The sequence below is a fragment of the Daejeonella sp. genome (assembly GCF_044232565.1).
Taxonomy (GTDB): domain Bacteria; phylum Bacteroidota; class Bacteroidia; order Sphingobacteriales; family Sphingobacteriaceae; genus Daejeonella.
In genome coordinates, this window is record NZ_JBIILQ010000009.1 from 1 (window position 1) to 24,523 (window position 24,523).

Sequence of the window (24,523 nt, forward strand, 5' to 3'; positions counted from 1 at the left end):
GCAGTAGTTGTATTTGATGACGTTACAAATGGATATGAACCAAAATCGATATCTAGCATTGTTCCTTGTGCACCTTCAGCTAAAACTTTCTTGCCTTCCTTTAAATATTGATTTACAAAATGTTCACTATCAACTTGAGGTATGGACTTTAATAATTCTATAGCCTCAAAAAAGGCCGTTTCCTTTTCAGAATAATCAGGTATTTCTCCGTAGTGGGAGAGGATTGATCTATGTTTATTAACTAAGCGAGTATAACGCTCATGGAAATCAGGGAGCATACTATCACCAACACGAAGGCCATTTCTTCCTGTTTTATCCATGTAAGTCGGACCAATTCCTTTTAAGGTTGAACCAATTTTTGCAGAACCCATATTGCTTTCTGATGCTGCATCAAGTAATTGATGGGTTGGGAGGATAAGATGTGCCTTTCTGGCAATAACCATCTTTTTTTTAGCTACTGGATCAAATCCATTTTTCTTAAGGTTATCAAGTTCTCTTTTAAGAATGATGGGGTCTATCACTACACCATTTCCAATTAGGTTCATTGCCTTATCATTGAAAATACCTGAAGGAATAGTATTTAATACATATTTTTGATTGTCAAACTCTAAAGTATGACCGGCATTGGGTCCGCCTTGAAATCGAGCTATTAAGTCGTATTCGGGACTTAATACATCTACAATTTTTCCTTTTCCTTCGTCGCCCCATTGGAGGCCTAACAATACGTCAACAGTCATGATTTTAAATGCGGGGGTATAGGTATATTAAATTAATTTTTATTTACAAATGAATCGCAATGTCCTTCTTTTAGACGAGTGCAATTTCCATATAAGTTGAGTGAATGGTGTTTGATATCAAATTTTAGAATATCACCCATCATACTTTGGATTTGTTGAATTCTTGGATCACAAAATTCAACCACTTTTCCGCAATCGATACAGATAATGTGATCATGTTGCTTATAACCATAAGATTTTTCAAACTGCGCCATGTTTTTTCCAAACTGATGCTTTGTTACTAAATCACATGATACTAGAAGCTCAAGGGTATTGTATACCGTTGCGCGACTAACTCGATATTTCTTGTTTTTCATGTGGATGTACAATGATTCCACATCAAAATGGTCATTTCGCGAATAGATTTCTTCCAGAATAGCATAGCGTTCCGGAGTTTTTCGTAAACTTTTGTTTTCAAGGTAAGCCTCAAAAATCTTAATTACTAGTGCAATAGTGTCTTTTGCGGACATAATATGTATTAATGACCTCCAAATTTATCCAAAAAATAAGAATATTCAGTATTTAATTCAGGATGCCTTTGTCAAATTTTCAGGGTTTGAATCAAAACGTGTTACAGATGTGACTCCAGCGACTTCTTTAAGCTTTTTAATGAGGTTATCTAAATGAATAGTATTGTTTACATAAACCATGATTGAGCCCGCAAAAATACCCTGGTCGGTATCTACAGTAATTGATCGCATGTTAACTTTGAAATCGCTGGAAATTACCGTTGTTATTTTATTGATCAATCCAACATCGTCAATGCCAGTAATGTGTAAACCGGTCAGAAAGGCGAGTTCTTTCTGTGAATTCCATCTAGCCTTAACTATTCTATACCCATAGTTAGACATGAGTTTTGCGGCATTGGGACAATTGGTACGATGGATTTTAATGCCTTCGCCAACTGTAACAAAACCAAAAACATCATCTCCCGGAATAGGGTTGCAGCAACTTGAAAGTTTATAATCAAGCTTTTGAAGGTCTTCGCCGATTAATAATGTATCATTAGCATCAATTTTGACCTTTTTTATTAACTGTTCATTTAAGCTATAGTCAATTTTCTCAGGCTTATTTTCAATAACTTTTTCGGATGCTACAAACTCTTTAAGTTGTTTAACGTCAATTTTTCCTTGTGCAACATTAAAAAACAGATCAAGAGTAGTTGGAAGTTTAAAATAGTATGAAAGTTTATAAAGGTTATCGGTATTGTAGGTAACTTTTAATGATTTTAATTTTCGCTCTAATATTTCTTTTCCCTGCTCTGCAATTTTTCTTTTTTCCTCTTTTAGAGATGATTTGATTTTCGATTTAGCTTTCGCAGTTACAACAAAATTTAACCAATCCTCTTTCGGGCTCTGTTTACTTGATGTAATGATTTCAACTTGATCTCCATTTTGAAGTTTATGAGATAGAGGAACAAGTTTATGGTTTACTTTGGCACCGATGCAACTAGCCCCAATGTCTGTATGAATCTCAAAGGCAAAATCAAGTGCAGTTGCCTCAATGGGCAATTGTATTAAAGATCCTTTAGGCGTAAATATGAAGATTTCGTCCGAAAAGAGGTTCATTTTAAAGTCGTCAAGAAAGTCTAAAGCATTAGCTTCAGGATTACTCAATAACTCTCTTACTTTCTGAATCCATTGGTCTAGTCCGCTATCTGTATTAGGCTCCTCTTTATATTTCCAATGCGCTGCAAATCCTTTTTCAGCAATTTCGTTCATTCTATTGGTTCTTATTTGAACCTCAACCCATTGCCCCCTAGGGCCCATTACAGTGGTGTGCAGCGATTCGTAACCATTTGCCCTTGGAGATGAAATCCAATCGCGTAAACGATCAGGGTTTGGGATGTAAAGATCTGTAACGATAGAATAAGCCTTCCAACAATCTGATTTTTCATTTTCTGGCTTACTATTCAATATTATCCGAATAGCAAAGAGATCATACACTTCGTCAAAAGGAATATTCTTTTTACGCATCTTGGTCCAAATAGAATGTATAGATTTTGGTCTTCCATACAAGTTTGCTACTAGGCCCTGTTCATTTAATATTTCTTTAATTGGGGTAATAAAATCTTTAATAAAATTTTCTCTTTCTGTTTTTTTCTCATTTAATTGTTGAGCAATGAATTTATAAGTTGCAGGCTCCATGTATTTCATGGCCAAATCTTCAAGCTCCGATTTTAGTGTATAAAGTCCCAAGCGATGTGCTAGTGGTGCATAGAGGTAAACAGTTTCTGAAGAGATTTTCAGCTGCTTATCCCTTGGCATATAGTCCATGGTACGCATATTATGCAAACGATCTGCAAGTTTGATTAAAATTACCCGCACGTCATCCGCCAAGGTAAGGAGCATTTTCCTGAAGTTTTCGGCTTGCAAGGAGCTGTTATAATCGAAAACGCCAGATATTTTTGTTAATCCGTCGATGATTTTTGCAACTTTTTTACCAAACTCGCGCTCAATATCTTCCAATGTAATGTCAGTATCCTCTACCACATCATGCAATAATGCGCAAACAATGGAGGTGGTACCCAAGCCAATTTCTTCGGCTGCAATCTGTGCCACTGCAATTGGGTGATAAATATAAGGCTCGCCAGATTTTCGGCGCATGTTTTGGTGGCTTTCTAAGGCCATATCAAAGGCAATGCGAATCATTCGCTTATCACCTTTTTGCATGGTTGACTTACATGCCCTTAATAATGCACGGTATCTTTTAAGAATTTCTTTTTTTTCCGCTTCAAGATCAATCACAAGTTCCTTCATCCTTAAACACAATAGCTATTTCTAAAAAACGTTGAATATTATGTGCTAACTATATTACAATTTGGTTATAAATAAATATAATAATTAGCTGTAAATTTGTTTCTATAAAATTATGAAAATTTTAAGGCTATTGGTAATAATTTTAGTGGTTTTGATGTCAAAATTGGCATCTGCCCAATATAAGAATGATCCAACCATAAAAGGATTGGCAGATACTATACGTGTGTCAACCACCAATATCAATAATGAACTGATTCCATGGGTCGTTATTCCCGAAATTGTCATAATTGATACCCGAATATTTAAATCCCCCGAAGAAAAGGCAAAATTCAATCGTTTGAAATATAATGTTCTTAAAGTTTTACCTTATGCCATGTATGCCAGAATGAAATATGCTGCATTGCAATCACAACTTAGTCTAGTGAAGGGCAAAAAAGAGAAAAGAGTCTTAATTAAAGCTTTTGAATCTGAAATTAAAGATATGTTTAATAGGGAAATAAAAAATTTAACCATAACGCAGGGTGGTATTCTTATTAAATTAATTGATAGGGAAACAGGAACAAGCAGTTATGATCTTTTAAAAGATATGAAAGGCGGAATTACTGCATTTTTTTATCAATCGGTTGCCAGGGTTTTTGGAAACAACTTAAAAAACACATACGATCCGCAAGAAGATAGAGATATTGAAGCTATTATTCAGTCATCAGGATATTACTCTTACAGCTATTTATGAATAAGAAATCAGTACACCAATTTACCGTTCAGCGCTTGAATGGTACGGAAGCGAATTTACTGGATTATAAGGGTAAGGTTTTGCTAATTGTAAATATTGCTTCTGAGTGCGGCTTTACGCCTCAATTGAAGGATCTCGAAAATCTTTATAAGGTTCATGAAGGTGATAATTTTGAAATTCTTGCTTTTCCATCAAATGATTTTGGCGGACAAGAACCATTGGAGGGTGCAGCAATCAGTGAATTTTGCGAAGTGAATTTCGGAGTCAGTTTTTCTGTCTTTGATAAAATCCGTGTTAGAGGGGAGTATGCACATCCACTTTATAAATTTTTATCTGATAAAAAGATGAATGGAAGCTTGGGTTCAACGCCAAGATGGAATTTTCATAAATATTTGATTAATCAAGAGGGTGAGTTAGTAGATTTTTTCTATCCATTTACTAAACCAAGCTCTTCAAGAATCAATAAGAAAATCAATAAATTGCTTAATTCTACCTCTTTATGAAATTAGATATACTGGTATTCGCAGTGCATCCTGATGATGCGGAATTGGGATGTTCAGGAACTATTTTGAAGGAGATTGCAGCGGGTAAAAAGGTCGGTGTTGTAGATCTTACCAGGGGCGAATTGGGAACCCGTGGAACTGTTGAAACAAGAGATCAGGAAACTTTTGAATCGACCAAATCTTTGGGTCTTCATGTTCGCGAAAATCTCGGCATGCGAGATGGTTTTTTCAGGAATGATGAGGAGCATCAAACAATGATTATTCAAATGATTAGGAAGTACAAGCCCGAAATTATATTGTGTAATGCATTACATGATCGTCATCCTGATCACGGAAGAGCAAGTGAATTGGTTTCAGATGCCTTTTTTCTCTCGGGACTTAATAAGGTGCAAACGGAGTTAAATGGTAAAGTTCAATTAGCTTTCAGACCTCGTTTGCTGCTTCAGTATATACAAGATAGCTACATTAAGCCGGATATTCTTGTTGATATTAGCGATTTCTTTGATAAAAAAATGGAATGTATTCATGTCTTTAAAACGCAGTTTTTTAATACGGAGGGTGAAGGACAAGAAACATATATCTCTTCACCTAATTTTTTGAAGGCTGTTGAGGCACGTTCCCGTGAATTTGGGAAGTCAATTAATGCTGTTCATGCAGAAGGCTTCACTTCGAAAAAACTACTAGGTATTAACGATTTGTTTGATTTAAGGTAATACCTATTACCGATTTTACTTAATTAAGCTTATTGAATTAAAGTTTGTTTACGATATTTTCCAGTACATTAAGTCCCGTGTCGATATGCTCTTCCCCAATAATTAATGCTGGTCTGAAACGTATTGTTTTATCTCCGCAGCCTAAAAACATGACATGCTGTTCCATTCCTTTGCTAACAAATTCATTGCGCATTTCTTTATTTGGGAAATCGAAAGCAGTAATCAAGCCTCTGCCTCTAACATTTGAAATTTTATCGGTCTTTTTAGAAATCTCCAATAAACGATTTTGTAAATAACTGCCCATTGCAGAAGCATTATCTAAAAGATTATCTTCTTCAATGATTTCAAGAATTCGGCTTGAACGTACCATATCGACTAAATTACCGCCCCAAGTGGAGTTAATACGCGAGGGAACTCTAAATACATTGGTTTCAAGCTCATCAACTTTATTGCCAACCAAAATCCCGCAAACCTGCATTTTTTTACCGAAGGCAACAATGTCTGGGCGTGCATGTTCTCCAAAATGCTCATGAGTCCAAAATTTACCGGATAAACCTACGCCCGTTTGAACCTCATCATAAATTAAAAAACAATCGTTTTCATCTGCAATTAGCCTCAATTGCTCTAAAAACTCTTGACGTACATGGTTATCACCACCTTCTGATTGTATAGGCTCAATAATAATCGCACAAATATCATCCAGATTATCGATAAATGCTTGCTTAATTTGTGCTAAGGATATTGACTCTCTCTTTTTTAAATCTTCTAATGATTGATCAGTTAAAGGGAATTGAATGGATGGTACACTTACTCTGGGCCAATCAAATTTGGCAAACCATTTGGTCTTATCTGGAACTGTATTCGTTAAGCTTAAGGTATATCCACTTCTGCCATGAAAAGCTTTTTCGAAGTGTAATACTTTTAATCCATGTTCTTTGGTATATCCTTTTTTGAAATTTTTCTGGACTTTATAATCCATTGCTACTTTTAACGCATTTTCAATGGCAAGTGAACCACCGGCAATAAAAAATGCATGTGGCAAGTATTCTGGTATGCCTACACGAGAAAATGTTTCGACAAATTGTGCGTATTGGGTAGTATAAATATCTGAATTAGAAGGATTTGTTAATGCAGCAAGCATTAAATTCTTCTTGAACTCTTCATCATGAATCATTTTAGGATGATTGTATCCTAATGGGACCGAAGCAAAGCAAGTGAAAAAGTCTAAAAGTGTACGATCATATTTAGAATCATAAATATGAACACCATTACTTTTTTCCATGTCGAAGGTTAAATCATAGCCATCAGCAAGAATGTGTTTACTGAGCGTTTCTTGAACTTGTTCGGGTGATATGGTTAGCTTATACATTTGTTTTTAAATAAACCTAAAGGTAAAAAAAAGCCTTTATTTGTCCAAATTTCCACTTTTTTAAAGATTTTTACAGAAAAATAGCTTTAAACTGTTTAAACCTATTTTTTTTATAAGGTCGTATTTTGATAAATTTAATTAAGATTAAATAAAATTTAAATCAAGCTGAGTTTCTGCTTAATTGTGCTCTAAAAATTAAATCTATCTTGCATTCCCAATATACCTAGGAGCCCGCCGGTATGGATTGCTAAAATTTTACTGCCCGGTTCAAAATGGTCTTTTGCTATCAGGTCGTAAAGTGAAAAAAACATTTTTCCTGTATAAACAGGCTCGATTAATATTCCTGTTTCTTTGCTGAAATCCTTAATAAATGACACCAATCTTTCATCTGTTTTGGCATAGCCTCCAAAATGATAATTTTGATGAAATTCGAAGAAATCACATCCAGCATTAGTTTCTATTTCAGTTTTTAGGTAGTCGGCGCCCTTCAAAACTGGTATGACATGTGTTTTTGTATGTAATGACTTTTCCTTTATTCCTTTGATGATTCCAGAAGCGGTGGTGCCTGTGCCTGCGGCACAAAATAAATGATCATACACCACTTTTAACTCATTCAGAAGCTCTGCACAGCCTTTAATAGCTTGAGAGCTTGCGCCTCCTTCATCTATGAAATATGCCATTTTATCTGATTGGAAGTGCCGATTAAACAAGGATTTTTTATCCTTGTAACTTTCGCGATCGGTAAAAACAAGGTGCATTCCAAAAAGTTGACATAAGGTTAATGTCTCGTTCCTAACTACTTCACCACGAACAAAGCCTGTTGTTTTAAATCCAAATTTTGCTCCTGCACAAGCTGTTGCAAGTAAATGATTTGAGTAGGCACCACCAAAAGTAACTAAGTGTTTTTTATTTTGTTTTTCGGCTTCTAAAAGTGAATATTTAAGCTTTCGCCATTTATTTCCTGAAATGAAAGGGTGAATCATGTCATCACGTTTCACAAAAACCTGAAGATCCTTCTTTTTAAATAAAGTATTGAAAATTTCTTCAACGGGACTATGAATCTTTAGATCAATCATTTAGGATTTTTAAATTATTGCCGTACTCTTATTTACCCAGACCAAATCCGATCCCACCATTAAAGGAATTATATTCTGCCATGCTATAGGATCCGTAAATTCTAAAGAAAGCAAGATTCAATTGAAAACCAATATTGGCTCTGAAACCGTTAATATCAGTCTGTTTAATATTTACTGGATTTGAATAATTGGTGTATGTTTTTTGTCCAAGTGGAGTTAGTCCGGTGATGATCGGAAAATTGCCTTTAATTCCGCCATCAGTTTTTGCTTGATGGTATCCTAAACTTAAAAATGGAGTAAATACTAGAATTCGTTTCGAGATTATTGCCTCTGCATTAATACCTGAAAATTTTGCTTCAATTCTTTGATTTGTGAAATCCTGAACCTCTGCTGACGATTCGGGTATAGCGCCTACAGGTACTTTAACATCCAAAGGAGCTTCAAAAGTGAATTGGGTATAACCTGCAGCGACTGCAATATCTATTGGGAATAGCTTGTCGGTCATGCCGGAAATCAGTGGTAACAACTCTACTTTGAGTCCCGCACCCATCATGCCAATAGTACCGATATCACCACCTAAATTAATTTTAGGTGATGCTCTTAGCAATAGTTCAATTCCCTTCGATATACCAATGGAGCCTTGTAGTTGTGGGGTTGGAATTAAGTTATATCCTATCCCTTTTGGCATAACAAAAGTTTCAATTGGCTGGTTAGCAGAATTATATATGCTCAATGAGGCACCTTCAGTTTTTGCACCTGCAAAGCTAGGTGTCATGGTTTGCTCTGGGTTAGTAGGCCTAACTTTTGTAGAAAGTCCGATTTTTGTTAAATCAAATGTCTCATCAATTGGAGAAACAACTGCACCTGTTAATCCTACGCGGAGGTCAAATCGAAATACATTTTTGGAATGTGCTGAATTATTCCAACCGCTGTTTAATCCCACGCCAAACCCTTTAAAAAGAGGTTTTAAATAAGCTTGTGTAAGTATTTTAGTGTCTGCAGGACCAGATTTTATTAAGCCAGAAACATCGCTTTGTGAAAATGAAATTGTTGAAATGCTCAAAAATAAAGCAAGTCCAAAACATTTGATTAATCTAAATTTTTTCATTTCAATCTAATTTTAGAGTATTAAAATCAACTCAATTAACAAATATTTTCCATTCATCTTGTTGTTACAAAAACGATATGTAAATGAACAACAAAGGTAGACTCTTTTGCTTGATTAGGATACAAGTATTTTTAGGCTAAAACGCAAAATTTTAAAAACAATACGCCTTTATTCTTATTAATCTTTTCAAAGGCTTAATTTTGCAACATGACAGATGAAAATCAAGATTTAGAGGAACAGGATCTTTATGAACACCTGCGTATTGTGGTTGATAAGGGTCAGACACTCTTAAGACTGGATAAATTTCTGATTATCCGTACTGAAAACACTTCTCGTAATCGCATTCAAAACGCTATCGATGCAGGCAATGTTCTGGTTAACGATAATGTGGTTAAGGCAAGTTATAAAGTGAAGCCTTTTGATGTAATTTCGATGGTTTTGCCGCATCCTCCACGTGATACGGAAGTTTATCCTGAAGATATTCCAATTGATATCATCTATGAAGATGATGATGTAATTATGGTCAATAAGGCAGCAGGTATGGTTGTTCACCCTGGCTTTAATAATTATTCTGGTACTCTTGTTAATGCTCTTGTATTCCATTCACAGCAATTGCCCCAAATGCCTGGTAATGATGGTCGACCGGGATTGGTTCATCGAATTGATAAGGATACTTCCGGACTCCTACTCGTTAGCAAGAATGAATGGGCCATTACTTTCTTGGCAAAGCAGTTTTTTGATCATTCAATAACCAGAAAATACATAGCTCTTGTGTGGGGGGATCTAGCTGAAGATGGCACTATAACGGGTTTTATTGGTCGTAGTGTTAAGGATCGTAAGGTGATGGCTATTTACAATGATGAAAATCAAGGTAAGTGGTCGGTAACTCATTATAAAGTTCTTGAGCGATTAAACTATGTAACCCTTATTGAGTGTCAACTTGAGACCGGCCGTACGCATCAAATTAGAGCTCATATGAAGCATATTGGGCATCCATTGTTTAATGATTCTACCTATGGCGGCGACAGAATTTTAAAGGGTACAGTATTTAATAAATACAGACAGTTTGTTGAGAATTGTTTCGAAATATTACCCAGACAGGCTCTTCATGCCAAATCTTTGGGGTTTATTCATCCAACAACAAAAGAATTTATTCATTTTGAAACGGAGCTTCCCACCGATATCTCGACGGTTATTGAGAAGTGGCGTAATTATATAAAAGAATAAGATGGCTAAGCAGTTCATGAATTTCAATGGTCAAATTGTTCCATCCGACCAGGAGGTTTTATCCGTAAATAATCGGGGTTTTCGCTATGGCGACGGGCTTTTTGAATCGATGCGGTACATGAATGGTGCTATCAAGTTTCCTGAATTACATATTGATAGAGTGCTTAAAGGCATGAAAGTGTTGAAGCTTGACAATAGTCTGCAAATTGATTCTTGGTTTTTACGAGAAAAAGTGGAGGAGCTTGCGCGAAGAAATAAAACGGGACCCGACGCTAGGGTCAAACTCACCATTTTTCGCGATTCGGAAGGCTTATACACACCATCTTCCAATAAAATAGCTTATGTTTTAGAAAGTCAGCTTCTTAGTGAAAGTCAGTACACTTTGAATCAAAAGGGACTCATTATTGATGTTTTTGATGAACTTACTAAGCCTGTAAATATTTTAGCAAATCTTAAAACTTGTAATTCTCTAGTTTATGTACTTGCGGGAGTTTATAAAAACCAGCATGCGCTTGATGAGGTCATGATTTTAAATCAACATGGTTTTTTGTGCGAGTCGATAAGTAGCAATGTATTTGTTGTGTACGATAGAAAATTATATACACCCGCCCTCAATGAAGGGTGTATTGGCGGGGTTATGCGACAAGTTATAATGCGTTTGGCTAAAGAAAATGGTATAGAACTTATTGAAGCTCAAGTTAATCCCGATATTTTAAACGAGGCAGATGAAGTCTTCATTACAAATGCTACTAAAGGAATTCAATGGGTGATGGGTTACAATAATAAACGCTATTTTAATGAAGTAGGAAAGTTTTTGAGTGAGAAATTAAACCAACTCTAAATATTATAATCGAATACCTCTCAAAAATTCATCAACTTTCATTTTCTTTTTACCTTCCATTTGTAATTCCTTCACAGAAATAAATCCATTTAAGCAAGCAAACTTAAGGGTCGTTTTATGATCTGTTTCGATGCTTCCTATTGTTAAATTATGATTTTTTTCTTCAAATTCTGCTTGGTAAATTTTTAACACTTTTTCTTGAAAATGGCAAAATGCTGCCGGATAGGGACTTAACCCGCGGATATGATTATGGATTTTTCTTGCCTCTTGATTCCAATCAATCAGACAATCTTCTCTAAATATTTTGGGTGCTAATTTTAGATTTTCCTCTGCCATCTTATCTTGTGGCAACTCTTTATAATCACCTAATTCTATAGCTTTTACGGTTTTAACGAGTAAATCTGCGCCAATTAGCATCAATTTGTCATGAAGGTTGCCGGCCGTATCTTCATTCTCGATTTCAACACTCTCGGCGAATAAAATATCACCAGTATCAATTTCCTGCTTCAACAAAAATGTAGTCACACCACTTTGCTTTTCACCATTTATTATTGCCCAATTGATTGGTGCTGCACCGCGATACTGCGGTAGGAGAGATCCATGTAAATTTATAGTACCTTTTGGAGGCATATCCCAAACAATCTCAGGTAACATCCTAAAGGCAACAACTACCTGAAGATCTGCCTGTAATGATCGTAAATCTTCTATAAATTCAGGGTCTTTCAATTTAATTGGTTGTAAGATCTTTAGTCCCTTTTCTTGTGCAAATTGCTTTACCGCTGATTCATTAATTTTTTGCCCCCTGCCGGATGGTTTATCAGGAGCTGTAACAACGCCAACAATATTAAACCCTGCTTCCAATAAGGCATTTAGTGATGCAACAGCGAAATCAGGCGTACCCATGAAAACGATTTTCATAAAAGATAATTCAATTTAGTTTTAATAATTAGAGGTGATGTTTTAAGCTTCTATAAAATTGGCTTAAAACATCACCTCCGATAAAGTATATTATTAAATGAGGTTTTTACTGATAAAGTAAATATTTTTTGCGCATGATCTTATATTGAGATAATCCAGGTTCCCAGCTTTGGCGAATTTCTTCTTCACTTTTGCCAGCAATAATCTGTTGTTTTAAATCATAAGATCCAGCAAGCTTATCGAAATTACCCATTTGTTTACTTTGCTTAAAATCGAAGAACTTTTCTTTGTAAGGGTAGGCGTTGTACATTTCAATTAACCATTTTAGGTTAATTTGGGCTTCCTTGCGGATCTTATTTGCGCTGTATTGACGAAGATCTAGGCCATAACACTCCATGTCCATGTGTAATGGTGTCTCACTCATTCCTTTGATGCCCTTAGGTGTAAATGAGAATTTATATTTACCCTTTAAATCGGGGTTTCCAAGAATGCTGAAAGGGAAGTAAGTGCCGCGCCCCTGACTAATTATCGTTCCTTCAAATAGACATAATGTTGGGTATAATAATATAGATTGTGCCGTGTTTAAGTTCGGAGATGGTTTTACCGGTAATACATAAGGCATTGAATGGGTATAATTTGCATTTTTAATGATTTTAATCTTGCAAACAGTTTTATTTACCAACCAACCTTCACCGTTTAGCATTTGAGCATACTCAGCTATGGTTAGTCCGTGGGTGATAGGAATTGGATTAATCCCTACTCCCGACTTAAGTTTTGGATCTAGAATGGGTCCGTCAACATAATACCCATTTGGATTAGGGCGGTCAAGAATTAATAATTCCTTGTTGTTTTCTGCACATGCTTCCATAACATGTTGCAAAGTATTGATATAGGTATAAAATCTTACCCCCACATCTTGTATGTCATAAATCAATAAATCAACATCTGCAAGATCTTCTTTCTTTGGCTTATTATATTTTCCATAAAGTGAAATTGCTGGAATGCCAGTTTTTTCATCAATGCTATCGTCAACGTGAATTCCTGCACTGGCATCGCCACGAAAACCATGCTCAGGGCCAAAGATTTTGACAATTTTAACTCCTAAAGCCAATAAGCTATCCACAAGTGTTGTGTTTCCAATTATAGAAGTCGGATTAACAACCATTGCAATGCGCTTTCCCTTTAAATAAGGCAAATAAAGTTCAGTCTGTTCTGCACCTGTTCGAATTTTGCCCTTAATTTTGTCAGTATTTTCAAGGCTTATATTTTTTGGGTTAGGAACATTGTTTTTTCCTACTTGGATTTGTTGTGCTGAGCTGCTAAAGCCGATTAAAAGGCATGCTGTAAAAATTAAATGAGAGATACGTGACATGTTTTATTAAATTGATAGTCAAAATTGAACCTTTGGGATGAATTGTTTTTAAAACGAAATTAAAAAAAAATGCATCTTTGCTAAGGTACAAAAAAAACCTTTTCAGAATTGAATTTACCTTTTTTCATCGCTAAGCGAATCACGTTTAAATCAAAGCGTACCTTTTCAAAGCTAATTGTGAGAATCGCAGTTCTCGGAATCATGCTCGGCCTTGCCGTTATGATTTTGTCGCTTGCCATTGTAAAAGGATTTAAAACTGAAATTAGAGAAAAGTTAAGAGGTTTTTCAGGAGACATACAAATTTCAAAACTGAATCTAAATTCATCCTATGAAAATACTCCTTTTAGTATGTCTGACGAGGATCGTTCAAAAATTAGCACAGCAAAGGGAATTGCGTTTATTCAGCCTTTTGCTACCAAGCCAGGAATAATCAACGCAGGTGATCAAGCTGAAGGGGTTGTACTCAAGGGGCTTGATAAAAGCTATAATAGCCAGTATTTTAAAGATATTCTTGTCGATGGGAAATTTATTGATTTCTCCGATTCCACAAAATCTAAATCACAAATATTGATTTCAAAATTCATATCCGATCGACTTAATTTGAAGGTTGGGGATGATTTCCTTATGTATTTCATCGAAAATTCGCTACGAAAAAGAAAATTTGAAATCGTTGGAATCTATAATTTGGGAGTTGAAGAGGTTGACGAAGTTTTTGTAATTGGGGATATAAACTTGATTCGTAGTTTAAATAATTGGGATGCAAATCAGGTAGGGGGCTATGAGCTGAGAGTTGATAATTTTGATAATCTCGATCAAATTGAAGCAAGCGTTTATGATGATCTCAGCGTTGACCTTAAATCCTATTCAATAAAGCAATATTATCCGGCCATATTTGAATGGCTTTCTCTTTTAGATGTGAATACTGAGGTGATATTGATTTTGATGATTGCTGTGGCCGTAATCAACATGATTTCAGCCTTGCTGATTATGATTTTAGAACGAACAAATATGATTGGAATTCTAAAAGCTTTAGGTAGTTCGAATTGGGAAATTCGAAAAATATTTTTGTATAATGCCATTTATATAATTGGAATTGGCTTGTTGAGTGGGAATATTTTAGGTGTCGGCTTAGGGGTTTTTCAGCTTAAAACTCATTTTTTCACCCTTGATCAAGCTTCTTACTACATGAGTTTTGTGCCCGTTCAGCTCAATGTTCAAGATATAATTTTACTCAATGCTGGGACGCTAATAATCAGTCTTTTGGTGCTTTTAATTCCTTCGCTCTTGGTTAGTCGCATTTCTCCACTTAAAGCAATTCGATTTAAGTAGTGTAATTTTTATGCTTTTTCTTGAAAAGAAAATGATAGTTACCGCTAGGAATTAGATGTTTTTTGCTTCATTCCAAAATATATCCATCTCTGCCAAGCTCATATCTTTAAGATTTTTACCGAGCTCCTTTGCCTTGCTTTCTAAATATTGAAAGCGCTTAATGAATTTTTTATTTGTTCTTTCTAGGGCATCTTCAGGGTTGATATCAATAAACCGAGCATAATTAATTAAAGAAAATAGTAAATCGCCGAACTCTCCTTCGGCTTTTTCTTTATTAATGACTATATTTTCAAGTGTGTTAAATTCGTTTCTGAATTCTTGAATCTCTTCCTCAACTTTTTCCCATACCTGAGCTTTTTCTTCCCAATCAAATCCTACACCACGAGCTTTCTCCTGGATTCTGGAAGCTTTTATGAGTGCCGGCAAGGAAGCAGGAACCCCTTCAAGCACTGATTTATTTCCCTCTTTTAATTTTAACTGCTCCCAATTACGTTTCACCTCTGCTTCATCCTCAACAATCACATCGCTGTAAATATGTGGGTGTCGATGAATCAGTTTCTCGCAAATACCATTTAATACCTCAACAATTGTAAAAGATTTATTTTCGCTTGCTATCCGGCTGTAAAACACAAGATGAAGCATAATGTCTCCAAGTTCTTTTTTTATTTCATTCATGTCACCATCCAATATAGCGTCCGACAGCTCATAGGTTTCTTCGATAGTAAGATGTCGAAGGGTCTCCATTGTTTGTTTTTTATCCCATGGGCACTGTTCTCTGAGCGTATTAATTATGGTTAAAAGACGTTCAAATGCGCTTGCTGGATCATTTCCTGCGGTTGGTATACTATTGGGGGCAGACATAAATAGGTTTTAATTTTTGTAAAAATAGCGATTTGTTATTTACGATTTCGTGGCTCTCAACATTTCACGTTTGCCTGCAGCACCTGGTACTTTCTCAATGGTGAAACCAAGGCTCTTCATCGTTCTTTTTAGTTCGCCAGTTATTGCATAAGTGACAAAAATACCGCCCGACTTTAAAAATTTAGAGATATGTGTTAAGGATGCTAAATTCCACATTTCTGGTTGGTGGACTGCTGCAAAGGCATCAAAGTATATCACATCAAAGTACTTGTCTGAGGTAAAATCAAGTAGTTTTTTTTCAATAATATGTAGTGAACAGCAGTCAAGAATAGCACATGGTTGATGAAGTGTTGCCGAATATTGATTAAGGAAAGAATTCCATAAATCTTCTGAAATGTATTGATTGTATCCCGTTTCTGAAACCATCTCTTCAGGTAGCGGGAAGGCTTCAATTCCTGAATAATTTAATTCTACTCCATTTTTTGCACAGAAATCAGCTGAAACTAAAAAGTTTAGCCCTGTACCAAAACCTACCTCAAGAATGGATACTTTTTTTTCATTTGTGCTTTCTAGGAAGTAGGATAGACCCGAGCCTATAAATACATGCTGACTCTCCTGAAGAGCTCCGTGTCGTGAGTGATAGTTTTCTCCAACTTCTTCATTAAAAATGGTTTTAGAGCCATCAGAGGTCAGAGCAAAGGTTAAATGATTCATTATTAGTTCTTATTTTAATTGACTTTTGTCCCGCGATTAACCCAAGGAGCCCAATCTTTACTATAGGTGTGAATCTCAGAGGTTTGAACACCATTGTTGTTGTACACAGGATTACCTTGATTTATCCATTCAAAAATGCCACCATGGAGATTAAATACATTTTTATATCCTGCATCTAGGAGTTTGTGTGCAATTTTCTCGCTTCGATATCCAACCGAACAGTATAAAATAATCTTGGCATTTAAAGGGATGTCATACATTTTTCGCATATCAAACCAGAAATATCCAGCATTGCGTGCATTTTTTATATGGCTAACATTAAATTCTTCCTCTTCTCTGGTATCCAAAAGGTAAATACTTTGTTTATTGAGTTTTTTAAGTTCTTCAACTGATAGGAGCGGCACGTTGTGCTCGTATAAGCTATCCAACATTATTTTGTATTCCTGGTTTTTAATCTGTGCTTCTACACTGCAGCTGAAAAAGCATAAGATGATTAGAAAATATTTAACCAAACTTTTTATAATCATAATTAATGTTGGGGTATAAATTGTGCCTAAATTAAAGAATATTTTTTCTGATAATATTAATTTGAAAAATGTTTTTAATCGCTCTGTTTTATGGATTAAGACTTTTTTCTCTTTATTTAGCTAGGTTTTGATACAATTTTCTAGTTTTTTGTCTGGTATTAATCTTCTTGAGCAGTTGCGTGTTTAGTAAATAGACATAGGCATACCACCGAAAGGGATAATTCTTGAAATATATTTATCCTTTTTGGTAAACTAATAAATGTATAAATATTGATTTTAAATGAACAAAAATGGAATATTCAAATAAACAAGAATTCCACTTATTACTCATTTTTATTTATTTTAAATATATATCTAGAATACAGTGTTTTATGTTATTTATATTCTTCTTTTATTTAATTTAATCGAATTAAAAATTTATCAAATCAGCTGTTCCTTTGGCATTTCTACATAATTTTTGCATATTCATGCACACAATTAGGTATTAAAATTACAAATCATTCGAATTTGTGAAAATACCCGTCAGTCTATTCAAAAAATACCTCCCAAAAATGTATTTTTACAATTTTAAATTCCGCTTTGGCAAATGAGTATTCCAAAAACATATAATCCGAGAGAAACAGAGGATAAGTGGTATTCCTACTGGATGGATAAAAACTTTTTCCGTTCTGTACCTGATGATAGAGAGCCTTATACGATCGTAATTCCACCACCTAACGTTACAGGAGTTCTTCATATGGGCCACATGCTGAATAACACTATTCAGGATGTATTGATCCGTAGAGCTCGTATGCAGGGTAAAAATGCATGCTGGGTTCCTGGCACAGACCATGCTTCTATTGCTACAGAAGCTAAAGTGGTTGCTATGCTCAAGGAAAAGGGAATTGAGAAGAAAGATGTTAGTAGAGAGGAGTTTCTAGACTATGCCTACGAATGGAAGGATAAATATGGTGGTATTATCCTAAAACAATTAGAGAAATTAGGTGCCTCTTGCGATTGGGATAGAACGCGTTTTACCATGGAAGAAGACCTTTCTGAAGCGGTGATAGATACTTTTATTCATTTATACAAAAAAGGCTGGATTTACCGTGGTATTCGCATGGTAAATTGGGATCCTAAAGGAATGACGGCTGTTTCAGACGAAGAGGTTATCCGTAAAGAGGTTAATCAGAAACTTTTTTACATTCGTTATGAGGTAAAAGATGACACAAAATCTTCCAAAACCTTCCTAACAATTGCCACCACCCGTCCTGAAACGATCATGGCAGATTCTGCAATATGTATCAATCCTAATGATTCACGTTTTACGCATTTGAAGGGGAAGTCTGTAATTATTCCATTGATAAACAGAGAAATACCTGTTATTGAGGATGATTATGTGGATATGGAATTTGGTACTGGTTGCTTAAAAGTTACGCCTGCACATGATCTAAATGATTATGAGCTTGGAGTTAAACATAAACTTCAGGTAATTGATATTTTAAATGACAATGGGACTTTAAACGCGCATGCTCAGATATTGGTAGGAGAGGACCGGTTTGTTGCTCGTAAAATGATTCAAAAAATGCTGGATGAGGCGGGAAGTCTCGAGAAGGTAGAAGATTATAAATCACAAATCGGTTTTTCCGAACGTACCGATGCCGCTATTGAACCTAAGCTTTCAATGCAGTGGTTCTGCAAAATGTCGGAAATGTCGGAACCAGCATTAGAATATGTTCTGAATGGTGAAGTGAAGCTGATTCCTGAGAAATTCACCAATACGTATAAGCATTGGATGGAGAATGTAAAGGATTGGTGTATTAGTAGGCAATTGTGGTGGGGACAAAGAATTCCTGCTTGGTATAATTTAAAGGGGGAGTGGGTTGTTGCTAAAACCAGAGAAGAAGCTATTGTAGAATTTAAAAAGCAGTTTCCAAATTCCGATTCTATAGATGTCCGACAGGATGACGATGTGGTAGATACTTGGTTTTCATCCTGGCTTTGGCCGATTTCTGTTTTTGATGGATTTAAAGATCCTGATAATGCCGATATCAATTATTATTATCCAACCAATGATCTTGTTACTGCGCCAGAGATACTTTTCTTTTGGGTAGCTAGAATGATAATGGCGGGTCATGAATTTAGAGGAAAAGCACCTTTTAAAAACGTATACCTTACTGGTATAGTTCGTGATAAGCAGGGTAGGAAGATGTCGAAATCATTAGGTAATTCGCCAGATCCAATCGATTTGATTGAGAAATATGGTGCTGATGGTGTGCGTGTTGGTATGCTTTTATGTTCGCCTGCTGGAAATGATTTAATGTTTGATGAAAGTTATTGCGAACAGGGTCGAAATTTTGCAAACAAGGTTTGGAATGCCTTCCGGTTGGTTAAAGGCTGGGAAGTGGATGAAAGTCTTCCCAATATCAATCGGCAGGCCATTAGCTGGTTCGATTCTGCATTTAACCAGGCTTTTACAGAAATTGAGGATAATTATAATCAGTATCGATTATCTGACTCATTGATGGGTATTTATAAGCTTGTTTGGGATGATTTCTGTGCCTGGTACTTGGAAATGATTAAGCCAGTTTATCTGCAACCAATTGATCCTGAAACTTATCGCATCACTATTGAATATTTCGAGCGAATATTAAAACTATTACATCCTTTTATGCCCTTCTTAACGGAGGAATTATGGCATGACGACCTATTTGCAGAACGTTCAGAGTTAGATTGTTGTATTGTAGCTCCTTATCCACGGGCTGGGAAGGTGAATCCAACACTTTTAAATGATTTAGATACTGTGAAGCAGGTGGTTTCAGAGATTAGAAATATTCGAAATGCGAAGCAAATTTCGCCAAAAGAAGTACTACCACTAAGCATTAGAGTGAATTCTGCTATCAAATATGAAAACTATTTGACGATTATTTTAAAATTGGCAAATATTAGTTCTTCAGAGTTTGTTTCTGAACCTGTTGTAGGTGCAAATACTTTTATGGCTGGAAAAGATGAATTTTTCATCTCGTTAGCCAATAATATTGATGTGGAATCGGAGAAAGAGCGCTTGGGTAAGGAAATTGTTTACCTCCAAGGATTTTTACGCTCAGTAGATGCAAAACTGTCGAATGAACGTTTCGTGCAAAATGCCAAGGAAGAAGTCGTGGAAGTTGAACGTCGCAAAAAAGAAGATGCTCTTTCAAAACTCAAAATCCTTGAAGCTGCATTGAATTCACTAGAAAGCAATTAAATATAAAACGCTGACTGATTTTTAATCGGTCAGCGCTTAATAAATTATTATTTTCAAATTTTAGCAGCATCCTCCGCCTGGAGTACATGCAGGAGCTTCTTCCTTAGGTTTTTGCGCATAAACACTGATACTGAAAATACCAGTTTTGCCTGATTTAAATTCCTTAATTTCTTCAGCATTTAAATAGTTTATTAAAATATCATCGGGTATAATTATGGCTTTTTCTTTCTGAATGGTCATTTTTTTAAAGCCGTTCAACTCAATTAATTCTAAATAGGTTTCTTTTTGAATTGCGCCTGATACACATCCTGCATACATTTCAGCTGCATTTTTGATTTTATCGGGCAGTATGCCACTGAGCACAACATCTGAAATGCTAAAATGTCCACCTGGTTTTAAAACTCTAAAAATCTCCTTGAACACATTGTTTTTATTTGGGACCAAGTTTAAAACGCAATTACTGACTACCACATCAGCGGTATTGGATGTAACTGGTATATTTTCGATATCCCCCTGCCTGAATTCTACATTATTAAAACCAAGTTTTTCGGCATTAGCTCTAGCTTTTGAAATCATGGCTTCTGTAAAGTCAATACCAATTACTTTTCCACTTTCTCCTGTTTCTGCACGTGCAACAAAACAATCGTTACCAGCACCCGATCCAAGGTCAATTACCACATCTCCCTTTTTAATCACAGCAAACTGAGTCGGAAGTCCGCAGCCAAGACCGAGGTCAGCTTCAGGATTATAACCCTCCATATTACTATAATCATCAGTCATGATGTTATAAACCTCTGTACTACATCCTCCTGCACCACAGCATGAACTTTCGTTCGTAGTTTTGTCTTGTAAAGCTATTTCACTGTATTTTTGCCTTACTAATTCTTTAATTTCTGCTTCGGTTTTCATGATTATTGATTTTTATTAATTGTAATATTGCGATATCTATATTAAATTTTTTTTAGCAGCAGTTTATAGCTGGCTGGAAATTTGCAAAGAAAGAACTAGTTTCATTTTCCAACATTTTCCAAGTCTCAGGATTTATGCAATAACAAACACTTGCCCCCTCAATGGTCCCCTGAATTAAACCCGCATTTTTTAGTTCCTTAAGATGCTGGGATATGGTAGCTTGTGCTAAGCCTAGCTCATCTACTAAATCCCCACAAATGCAGGTTTTGCTTTTTATTAATTGCTGCAAAATAGCTATACGTGCCGGATGAGCCATTGCCTTTAATAATTGAGCTAATTGATTCTGCTCCTTAGAAAATATTTCAGATTTGGTAAGTCCCATAATTCATTGCAATATTACGATAAATAATTGGTAATTACAAGTAAAATGTTTGAATTTTAGCTGCCAATAGAAAATGGATTAGTTTTTAATTTAATAATTGTCTAAGTCAATTGTATTTTTAATTTTGTTTAAGCTCTTTTTATGTATTTATAAATTTAGGGTTATTAGTCAGTCATAAAATTAATATGAAAATAGCAGTCTTTAAAATCATCATCCCTTTTATTTTGTCTCTCCTTATTGGGAATGTATTTGCTCAAAAGAAAAGCGCATTGCAGAAAATGCCTGTCCAAACGGATAGGCAATTTTGGTTGCAGGAGATGGATAAAATGGTGAGGCCTGTGCTTTATAATTTGGCAATGGATAGTTTGAAGATGAATATGCCTCAAATGACTTCCATTCGTGTGGACAATAAGGAAAGTCGTATAAAAGTTCAATATGTGGAGGTTTTAGGCAGGGTACTTAGTGGGATTTCGCCCTGGTTGCAATTGGAAGGTGGCACTATAGAGGAAATATCTTTAAGAAAACAATATAGAGCATGGGCTATTCAGGGGATTAAAAACTCCTTAGATTCAAATGCTAAAGATTTCATGAATTATAATATAGCGGGACAGCAATTGGTTGATGCTTCCTTCATTTCATTGGCTTTTATTCGTTCACCTTGGCTTTGGGAAAATTTAGATTATAAAAACCAAGCACTCATGGTAAAATCAATCGCTTTAACTCGCAAATTTAAACCTGGGTTTTCTAACTGGTTACTTTTTTCTGCGATGAATGAAGCTTTTATGGCAAAATATGGTTTTGAATGGGATGTAATGCGTGTAGATTATTCATTACAACAGTTGGAGCAATGGTATGTTGGTGATGGAATGTACAAAGACGGTAGTGCTTTTGCCTTTGATTATTACAACTCTTATGTAATTCATCCTTATTTAGGGACATTGATGGATGTTATCAAAGAAAAAACAAATGCCTATAATCGCATGTTTGATAAAATTAAAAAGCGAAATCAGCGCTATGCCATTATTCAAGAGCGATTAATTCATACAGATGGTAGCTTTCCTGCTACTGGCAGGTCGATTATTTACCGTGGCGCTGCATTCCATCATTTAGCAGATATGGCCTGGAAAAATCGCTTGCCTGATCAAATCCTTCCAGAGCAAGCCCGTTGTGCATTAACTGCAGTAATCAAAAAGACTTTAGAGAGCTCCTCTACCTATAAAAATGGCTGGTTAACTTTAGGTTTATATGGTGATCAGCCCAACTTGGCTGATACCTACAATAATCAAGGCAGTCCATATTTGGCTACCAATATCTTTTTGCCTTTAGGTTTGCCAGATACCCATCCATTTTGGGCGAATCCAGCTGTAAAGTGGAGCGCACAAAAAATTTGGAGTGGCGAGAATTTTGAAAATGATCACTCAGAAGATCTTAGGTAAGATTATTGTTTTAAACTGCTTTTTTAAGTTTAATAATGCCTAGCATGTGCATTAATTTCATAATTGGATAAACAGGATCTACCTCAAACCATTTTTTACCAAAATTGGCACTATTTGGATAGCGGTGATGATTATTTTGAAATAATTCACCAAGCATTAGAAAATCAAATGGAGTAGTGTTTTTAGATTTGTCATTATTATCGAAATTTGAATAACCGTATTTATGACCACACCAATTTACTATTGCGCCATGTAGCGGTCCCATTAAATAATGAATAGGAAGTAAAATGTACATCCATTCTGAACCAGCGGGAACAAATTCAATGTAAAACCATGTGTAAGCAGCTCCGAAAAGTAATCTAGAGGCTATTGAAGATCCTATTCTGTCGATTAATGGCCATTCCGGGTAATTTCCTAGGAAACGTGCTTCAGGATCTTTTGTTCTGTTTAAATGGTCTCTAAAAGTGATGATTGTAGATTTCATCAACTGAAAGATATCCGTAAAAAAATGAGGTGAATGAGGATCTTTCTCCGTATCACTATAAGCATGGTGTTCACGATGCATCAAAGCATAAGCTCTTGGATTTAAAAATGAAGCACCTTCAAATAAGTAGGCTAAAAGGTAAATTATGCGTTCCCAAGTTTTGCTCATGGTAAACATCCTGTGTGAGGCGTAACGATGCTGAAAAAACGTTTGGAAAAATAAGGATAGGAACCAGTGGGCAATAAAAAAAATTAAAATGGCCATATAAATTATAAAATTTTAAACACAAGTGAAACACACCTTTTAAGGGTGAATTTAAAACATTGAAGATTTTTCTATTACCTGCTGAATTATAATGATCGCAGGCTTAGTATAAAGGTAGTTGTTTAAATGACAAATAAAAATTTCTTATTATTTAAATTGATGATATTCAACTTATTGTGATGCCAAATAATAATCAGGTAATTCCTCTACAAAACGGTAAGACTGTTGTTGGAAGTCAATCTCACAGCAATAATGTTGTAAACCATTGCTTACAAATAACCATTTTACTTGGTGGATGAAATTATATCTTGCAATTTGGTCAAAGGTTTCCTGGCTGATTTTTACGGATGGTGCTTTACATTCAATTAGGACTATTTTCTGACCAATATTATTGAAAATTAAAATATCTGAACGTTTTTGTAGATTATTTAATTTTAGTCCCCCCTCCAACTGAATTAAAGATCGTGGGTATTTCTTTTCTTTCACTAAAAAGTGTACCAAATGTTGCCTAACCCATTCTTCAGGGGTTAAAAGCAAGAATTTTTTCCTTATTACATCAAAAACATAGGTGCCATTTTCTTCTTCTTTAATTCGAATAGGATAGGGCGGAAGATTTAAAGGGATAGGTTCAAACATTTCTGTAAATTTCATAATTTCATTTCAATCTGCCTAATAGCCAGAGTTTTATTTTTTATTCCTGCTCCGAGGGCTTTAAAGCTTTGCAATATTTTGTAATTTCGAATTTTACAATGGATATCAACGACCTTATCAAAGAACTCAAAAACCGGAAATTTAAAGCGGTTTACCTCCTTCATGGGGAGGAATCATATTATATTGATAAAATCAGTGATTTTATTGAGGATAATGTGCTTTCTGATGCCGAAAAGGGCTTTAACCAAAGTATTTTCTATGGCAAGGATTCGGATATCATGAGTATTCTTAATTCCGCCAAGCGCTATCCAATGATGAGTGAATACCAGGTTATTTTGGTAAAAG

The 24,523-nt window shown here is 35.4% G+C and carries 23 protein-coding genes and 1 pseudogene; 9 read left to right on the forward strand and 15 right to left on the reverse strand.

Features of this window, described 5'->3' with window-relative positions:
- The 3 genes from ACILQF_RS01310 to ACILQF_RS01320 all read right to left on the reverse strand — a co-directional run.
- Positions 1–737 (reverse strand): adenylosuccinate synthetase (locus ACILQF_RS01310; RefSeq protein WP_395625604.1); only part of this gene is annotated, 737 nt, incomplete at its 3' end.
- 32 nt (positions 738–769) lie between these two features.
- Positions 770–1,246 (reverse strand): Fur family transcriptional regulator, encoded by a 477-nt coding sequence (locus ACILQF_RS01315; RefSeq protein WP_291402661.1) that lies wholly within the window; start codon positions 1,244–1,246, stop codon positions 770–772.
- 57 nt (positions 1,247–1,303) lie between these two features.
- Entirely contained in the window at positions 1,304–3,535 is a 2,232-nt protein-coding gene (locus ACILQF_RS01320; protein ID WP_395625605.1) for a RelA/SpoT family protein, read from the reverse strand.
- Positions 3,536–3,647: 112 nt separating this feature from the next.
- Here ACILQF_RS01320 and ACILQF_RS01325 point away from each other — a divergent pair, with 112 nt between their 5' ends.
- The 3 genes from ACILQF_RS01325 to bshB1 are packed head-to-tail and all read left to right on the forward strand — an operon-like array spanning position 3,648 to position 5,484.
- On the forward strand, positions 3,648–4,268 hold the full coding sequence (locus ACILQF_RS01325; RefSeq protein WP_395625606.1) for a DUF4294 domain-containing protein: 621 nt from the start codon (positions 3,648–3,650) through the stop codon (positions 4,266–4,268).
- Positions 4,265–4,771 (forward strand): glutathione peroxidase, encoded by a 507-nt coding sequence (locus ACILQF_RS01330; protein WP_395625607.1) that lies wholly within the window; start codon positions 4,265–4,267, stop codon positions 4,769–4,771. Before ACILQF_RS01325 ends, ACILQF_RS01330 begins: the two co-directional genes overlap by 4 nt.
- Complete coding sequence (gene bshB1 / locus ACILQF_RS01335; RefSeq protein ID WP_395625608.1) at positions 4,768–5,484, forward strand: bacillithiol biosynthesis deacetylase BshB1; 717 nt, start codon at positions 4,768–4,770, stop codon at positions 5,482–5,484. Before ACILQF_RS01330 ends, bshB1 begins: the two co-directional genes overlap by 4 nt.
- A gap of 37 nt (positions 5,485–5,521) precedes the next feature.
- Here the strand turns inward: bshB1 and lat are convergent, their stop codons facing one another.
- From lat to ACILQF_RS01350, 3 genes are all read right to left on the reverse strand, one after another.
- Positions 5,522–6,853, reverse strand: coding sequence for an L-lysine 6-transaminase (gene lat / locus ACILQF_RS01340; protein WP_395625609.1), 1,332 nt, complete (start codon positions 6,851–6,853; stop codon positions 5,522–5,524).
- 188 nt (positions 6,854–7,041) lie between these two features.
- Entirely contained in the window at positions 7,042–7,929 is an 888-nt protein-coding gene (locus ACILQF_RS01345; protein WP_395625610.1) for a 1-aminocyclopropane-1-carboxylate deaminase/D-cysteine desulfhydrase, read from the reverse strand.
- A gap of 28 nt (positions 7,930–7,957) precedes the next feature.
- Entirely contained in the window at positions 7,958–9,037 is a 1,080-nt protein-coding gene (locus ACILQF_RS01350; protein ID WP_395625611.1) for a DUF6588 family protein, read from the reverse strand.
- Positions 9,038–9,244: 207 nt separating this feature from the next.
- On the opposite strand from ACILQF_RS01350, the gene ACILQF_RS01355 reads away from it, so the two are divergent.
- Entirely contained in the window at positions 9,245–10,264 is a 1,020-nt protein-coding gene (locus tag ACILQF_RS01355) for an RluA family pseudouridine synthase (RefSeq protein WP_395625612.1), read from the forward strand.
- Position 10,265: 1 nt separating this feature from the next.
- Positions 10,266–11,105, forward strand: coding sequence for an aminotransferase class IV (locus ACILQF_RS01360; RefSeq protein ID WP_395625613.1), 840 nt, complete (start codon positions 10,266–10,268; stop codon positions 11,103–11,105).
- Positions 11,106–11,108: 3 nt separating this feature from the next.
- Here the strand turns inward: ACILQF_RS01360 and fmt are convergent, their stop codons facing one another.
- Together fmt and ACILQF_RS01370 are read right to left on the reverse strand one after the other, a co-directional pair.
- Positions 11,109–12,023: a methionyl-tRNA formyltransferase gene (gene fmt / locus ACILQF_RS01365; RefSeq protein WP_395625614.1), complete on the reverse strand. Its 915-nt coding sequence runs from the start codon at positions 12,021–12,023 to the stop codon at positions 11,109–11,111.
- A 106-nt stretch (positions 12,024–12,129) separates the two neighbouring features.
- The gene (locus ACILQF_RS01370) at positions 12,130–13,395 is read right to left on the reverse strand and encodes an exo-beta-N-acetylmuramidase NamZ domain-containing protein (RefSeq protein WP_395625615.1); all 1,266 of its coding nucleotides are present in this window, start codon (positions 13,393–13,395) and stop codon (positions 12,130–12,132) included.
- A gap of 177 nt (positions 13,396–13,572) precedes the next feature.
- Between ACILQF_RS01370 and ACILQF_RS01375 the strand changes: the two genes are divergently transcribed.
- Entirely contained in the window at positions 13,573–14,724 is a 1,152-nt protein-coding gene (locus ACILQF_RS01375) for an ABC transporter permease (protein ID WP_395625616.1), read from the forward strand.
- Positions 14,725–14,775: 51 nt separating this feature from the next.
- On the opposite strand, the gene mazG is transcribed toward ACILQF_RS01375, so the two are convergent.
- The 3 genes from mazG to ACILQF_RS01390 are packed head-to-tail and all read right to left on the reverse strand — an operon-like array spanning position 14,776 to position 16,826.
- Positions 14,776–15,585 (reverse strand): nucleoside triphosphate pyrophosphohydrolase, encoded by an 810-nt coding sequence (gene mazG / locus ACILQF_RS01380; RefSeq protein ID WP_395625617.1) that lies wholly within the window; start codon positions 15,583–15,585, stop codon positions 14,776–14,778.
- 39 nt (positions 15,586–15,624) lie between these two features.
- On the reverse strand, positions 15,625–16,299 hold the full coding sequence (gene mnmD, locus ACILQF_RS01385; RefSeq protein WP_395625618.1) for a tRNA (5-methylaminomethyl-2-thiouridine)(34)-methyltransferase MnmD: 675 nt from the start codon (positions 16,297–16,299) through the stop codon (positions 15,625–15,627).
- 14 nt (positions 16,300–16,313) lie between these two features.
- Positions 16,314–16,826, reverse strand: coding sequence for a rhodanese-like domain-containing protein (locus ACILQF_RS01390; protein WP_395625619.1), 513 nt, complete (start codon positions 16,824–16,826; stop codon positions 16,314–16,316).
- 586 nt (positions 16,827–17,412) lie between these two features.
- On the opposite strand from ACILQF_RS01390, the gene ACILQF_RS01395 reads away from it, so the two are divergent.
- Entirely contained in the window at positions 17,413–20,052 is a 2,640-nt protein-coding gene (locus ACILQF_RS01395; protein ID WP_395625620.1) for a valine--tRNA ligase, read from the forward strand.
- 60 nt (positions 20,053–20,112) lie between these two features.
- On the opposite strand, the gene ACILQF_RS01400 is transcribed toward ACILQF_RS01395, so the two are convergent.
- Positions 20,113–20,961 (reverse strand): arsenite methyltransferase, encoded by an 849-nt coding sequence (locus ACILQF_RS01400; protein ID WP_395625621.1) that lies wholly within the window; start codon positions 20,959–20,961, stop codon positions 20,113–20,115.
- A gap of 52 nt (positions 20,962–21,013) precedes the next feature.
- Positions 21,014–21,343 carry an ArsR/SmtB family transcription factor gene (locus ACILQF_RS01405; RefSeq protein ID WP_395625622.1) on the reverse strand — a complete coding sequence of 110 codons (330 nt, stop codon included), beginning with the start codon at positions 21,341–21,343 and terminating at the stop codon, positions 21,014–21,016.
- Between the two features lie 185 nt (positions 21,344–21,528).
- Here ACILQF_RS01405 and ACILQF_RS01410 point away from each other — a divergent pair, with 185 nt between their 5' ends.
- A complete protein-coding gene (locus ACILQF_RS01410; RefSeq protein ID WP_395625623.1) occupies positions 21,529–22,779 on the forward strand; it encodes a DUF2264 domain-containing protein in 1,251 nt (416 codons plus the stop codon).
- 10 nt (positions 22,780–22,789) lie between these two features.
- Here the strand turns inward: ACILQF_RS01410 and ACILQF_RS01415 are convergent, their stop codons facing one another.
- Positions 22,790–23,527, reverse strand: coding sequence for an acyl-CoA desaturase (locus ACILQF_RS01415; protein ID WP_395625624.1), 738 nt, complete (start codon positions 23,525–23,527; stop codon positions 22,790–22,792).
- Between the two features lie 171 nt (positions 23,528–23,698).
- Positions 23,699–24,178, reverse strand: coding sequence for a type I restriction enzyme HsdR N-terminal domain-containing protein (locus tag ACILQF_RS01420; protein WP_395625625.1), 480 nt, complete (start codon positions 24,176–24,178; stop codon positions 23,699–23,701).
- 98 nt (positions 24,179–24,276) lie between these two features.
- Here ACILQF_RS01420 and ACILQF_RS01425 point away from each other — a divergent pair.
- A pseudogene (locus ACILQF_RS01425) lies at positions 24,277–24,523 on the forward strand (DNA polymerase III subunit delta); the annotation flags it as partial.

Excerpts from the sequence above, each read along its gene's own strand:
- ACILQF_RS01410 (WP_395625623.1), top strand. The coding sequence starts at position 21,529 with ATGAAAATAGCAGTCTTTAAAATCATCATCCCTTTTATTTTGTCTCTC.
- ACILQF_RS01345 (WP_395625610.1), bottom strand. The coding sequence starts at position 7,929 with ATGATTGATCTAAAGATTCATAGTCCCGTTGAAGAAATTTTCAATACT.
- ACILQF_RS01360 (WP_395625613.1), top strand. The coding sequence starts at position 10,266 with ATGGCTAAGCAGTTCATGAATTTCAATGGTCAAATTGTTCCATCCGAC.
- lat (WP_395625609.1), bottom strand. The coding sequence starts at position 6,853 with ATGTATAAGCTAACCATATCACCCGAACAAGTTCAAGAAACGCTCAGT.
- ACILQF_RS01355 (WP_395625612.1), top strand. The coding sequence starts at position 9,245 with ATGACAGATGAAAATCAAGATTTAGAGGAACAGGATCTTTATGAACAC.
- bshB1 (WP_395625608.1), top strand. The coding sequence starts at position 4,768 with ATGAAATTAGATATACTGGTATTCGCAGTGCATCCTGATGATGCGGAA.
- ACILQF_RS01350 (WP_395625611.1), bottom strand. The coding sequence starts at position 9,037 with ATGAAAAAATTTAGATTAATCAAATGTTTTGGACTTGCTTTATTTTTG.
- ACILQF_RS01370 (WP_395625615.1), bottom strand. The coding sequence starts at position 13,395 with ATGTCACGTATCTCTCATTTAATTTTTACAGCATGCCTTTTAATCGGC.
- ACILQF_RS01400 (WP_395625621.1), bottom strand. The coding sequence starts at position 20,961 with ATGAAAACCGAAGCAGAAATTAAAGAATTAGTAAGGCAAAAATACAGT.
- mnmD (WP_395625618.1), bottom strand. The coding sequence starts at position 16,299 with ATGAATCATTTAACCTTTGCTCTGACCTCTGATGGCTCTAAAACCATT.
- ACILQF_RS01415 (WP_395625624.1), bottom strand. The coding sequence starts at position 23,527 with ATGGCCATTTTAATTTTTTTTATTGCCCACTGGTTCCTATCCTTATTT.
- ACILQF_RS01390 (WP_395625619.1), bottom strand. The coding sequence starts at position 16,826 with ATGATTATAAAAAGTTTGGTTAAATATTTTCTAATCATCTTATGCTTT.
- ACILQF_RS01395 (WP_395625620.1), top strand. The coding sequence starts at position 17,413 with ATGAGTATTCCAAAAACATATAATCCGAGAGAAACAGAGGATAAGTGG.
- fmt (WP_395625614.1), bottom strand. The coding sequence starts at position 12,023 with ATGAAAATCGTTTTCATGGGTACGCCTGATTTCGCTGTTGCATCACTA.
- mazG (WP_395625617.1), bottom strand. The coding sequence starts at position 15,585 with ATGTCTGCCCCCAATAGTATACCAACCGCAGGAAATGATCCAGCAAGC.
- ACILQF_RS01325 (WP_395625606.1), top strand. The coding sequence starts at position 3,648 with ATGAAAATTTTAAGGCTATTGGTAATAATTTTAGTGGTTTTGATGTCA.
- ACILQF_RS01330 (WP_395625607.1), top strand. The coding sequence starts at position 4,265 with ATGAATAAGAAATCAGTACACCAATTTACCGTTCAGCGCTTGAATGGT.
- ACILQF_RS01420 (WP_395625625.1), bottom strand. The coding sequence starts at position 24,178 with ATGAAATTTACAGAAATGTTTGAACCTATCCCTTTAAATCTTCCGCCC.
- ACILQF_RS01405 (WP_395625622.1), bottom strand. The coding sequence starts at position 21,343 with ATGGGACTTACCAAATCTGAAATATTTTCTAAGGAGCAGAATCAATTA.
- ACILQF_RS01315 (WP_291402661.1), bottom strand. The coding sequence starts at position 1,246 with ATGTCCGCAAAAGACACTATTGCACTAGTAATTAAGATTTTTGAGGCT.
- ACILQF_RS01320 (WP_395625605.1), bottom strand. The coding sequence starts at position 3,535 with ATGAAGGAACTTGTGATTGATCTTGAAGCGGAAAAAAAAGAAATTCTT.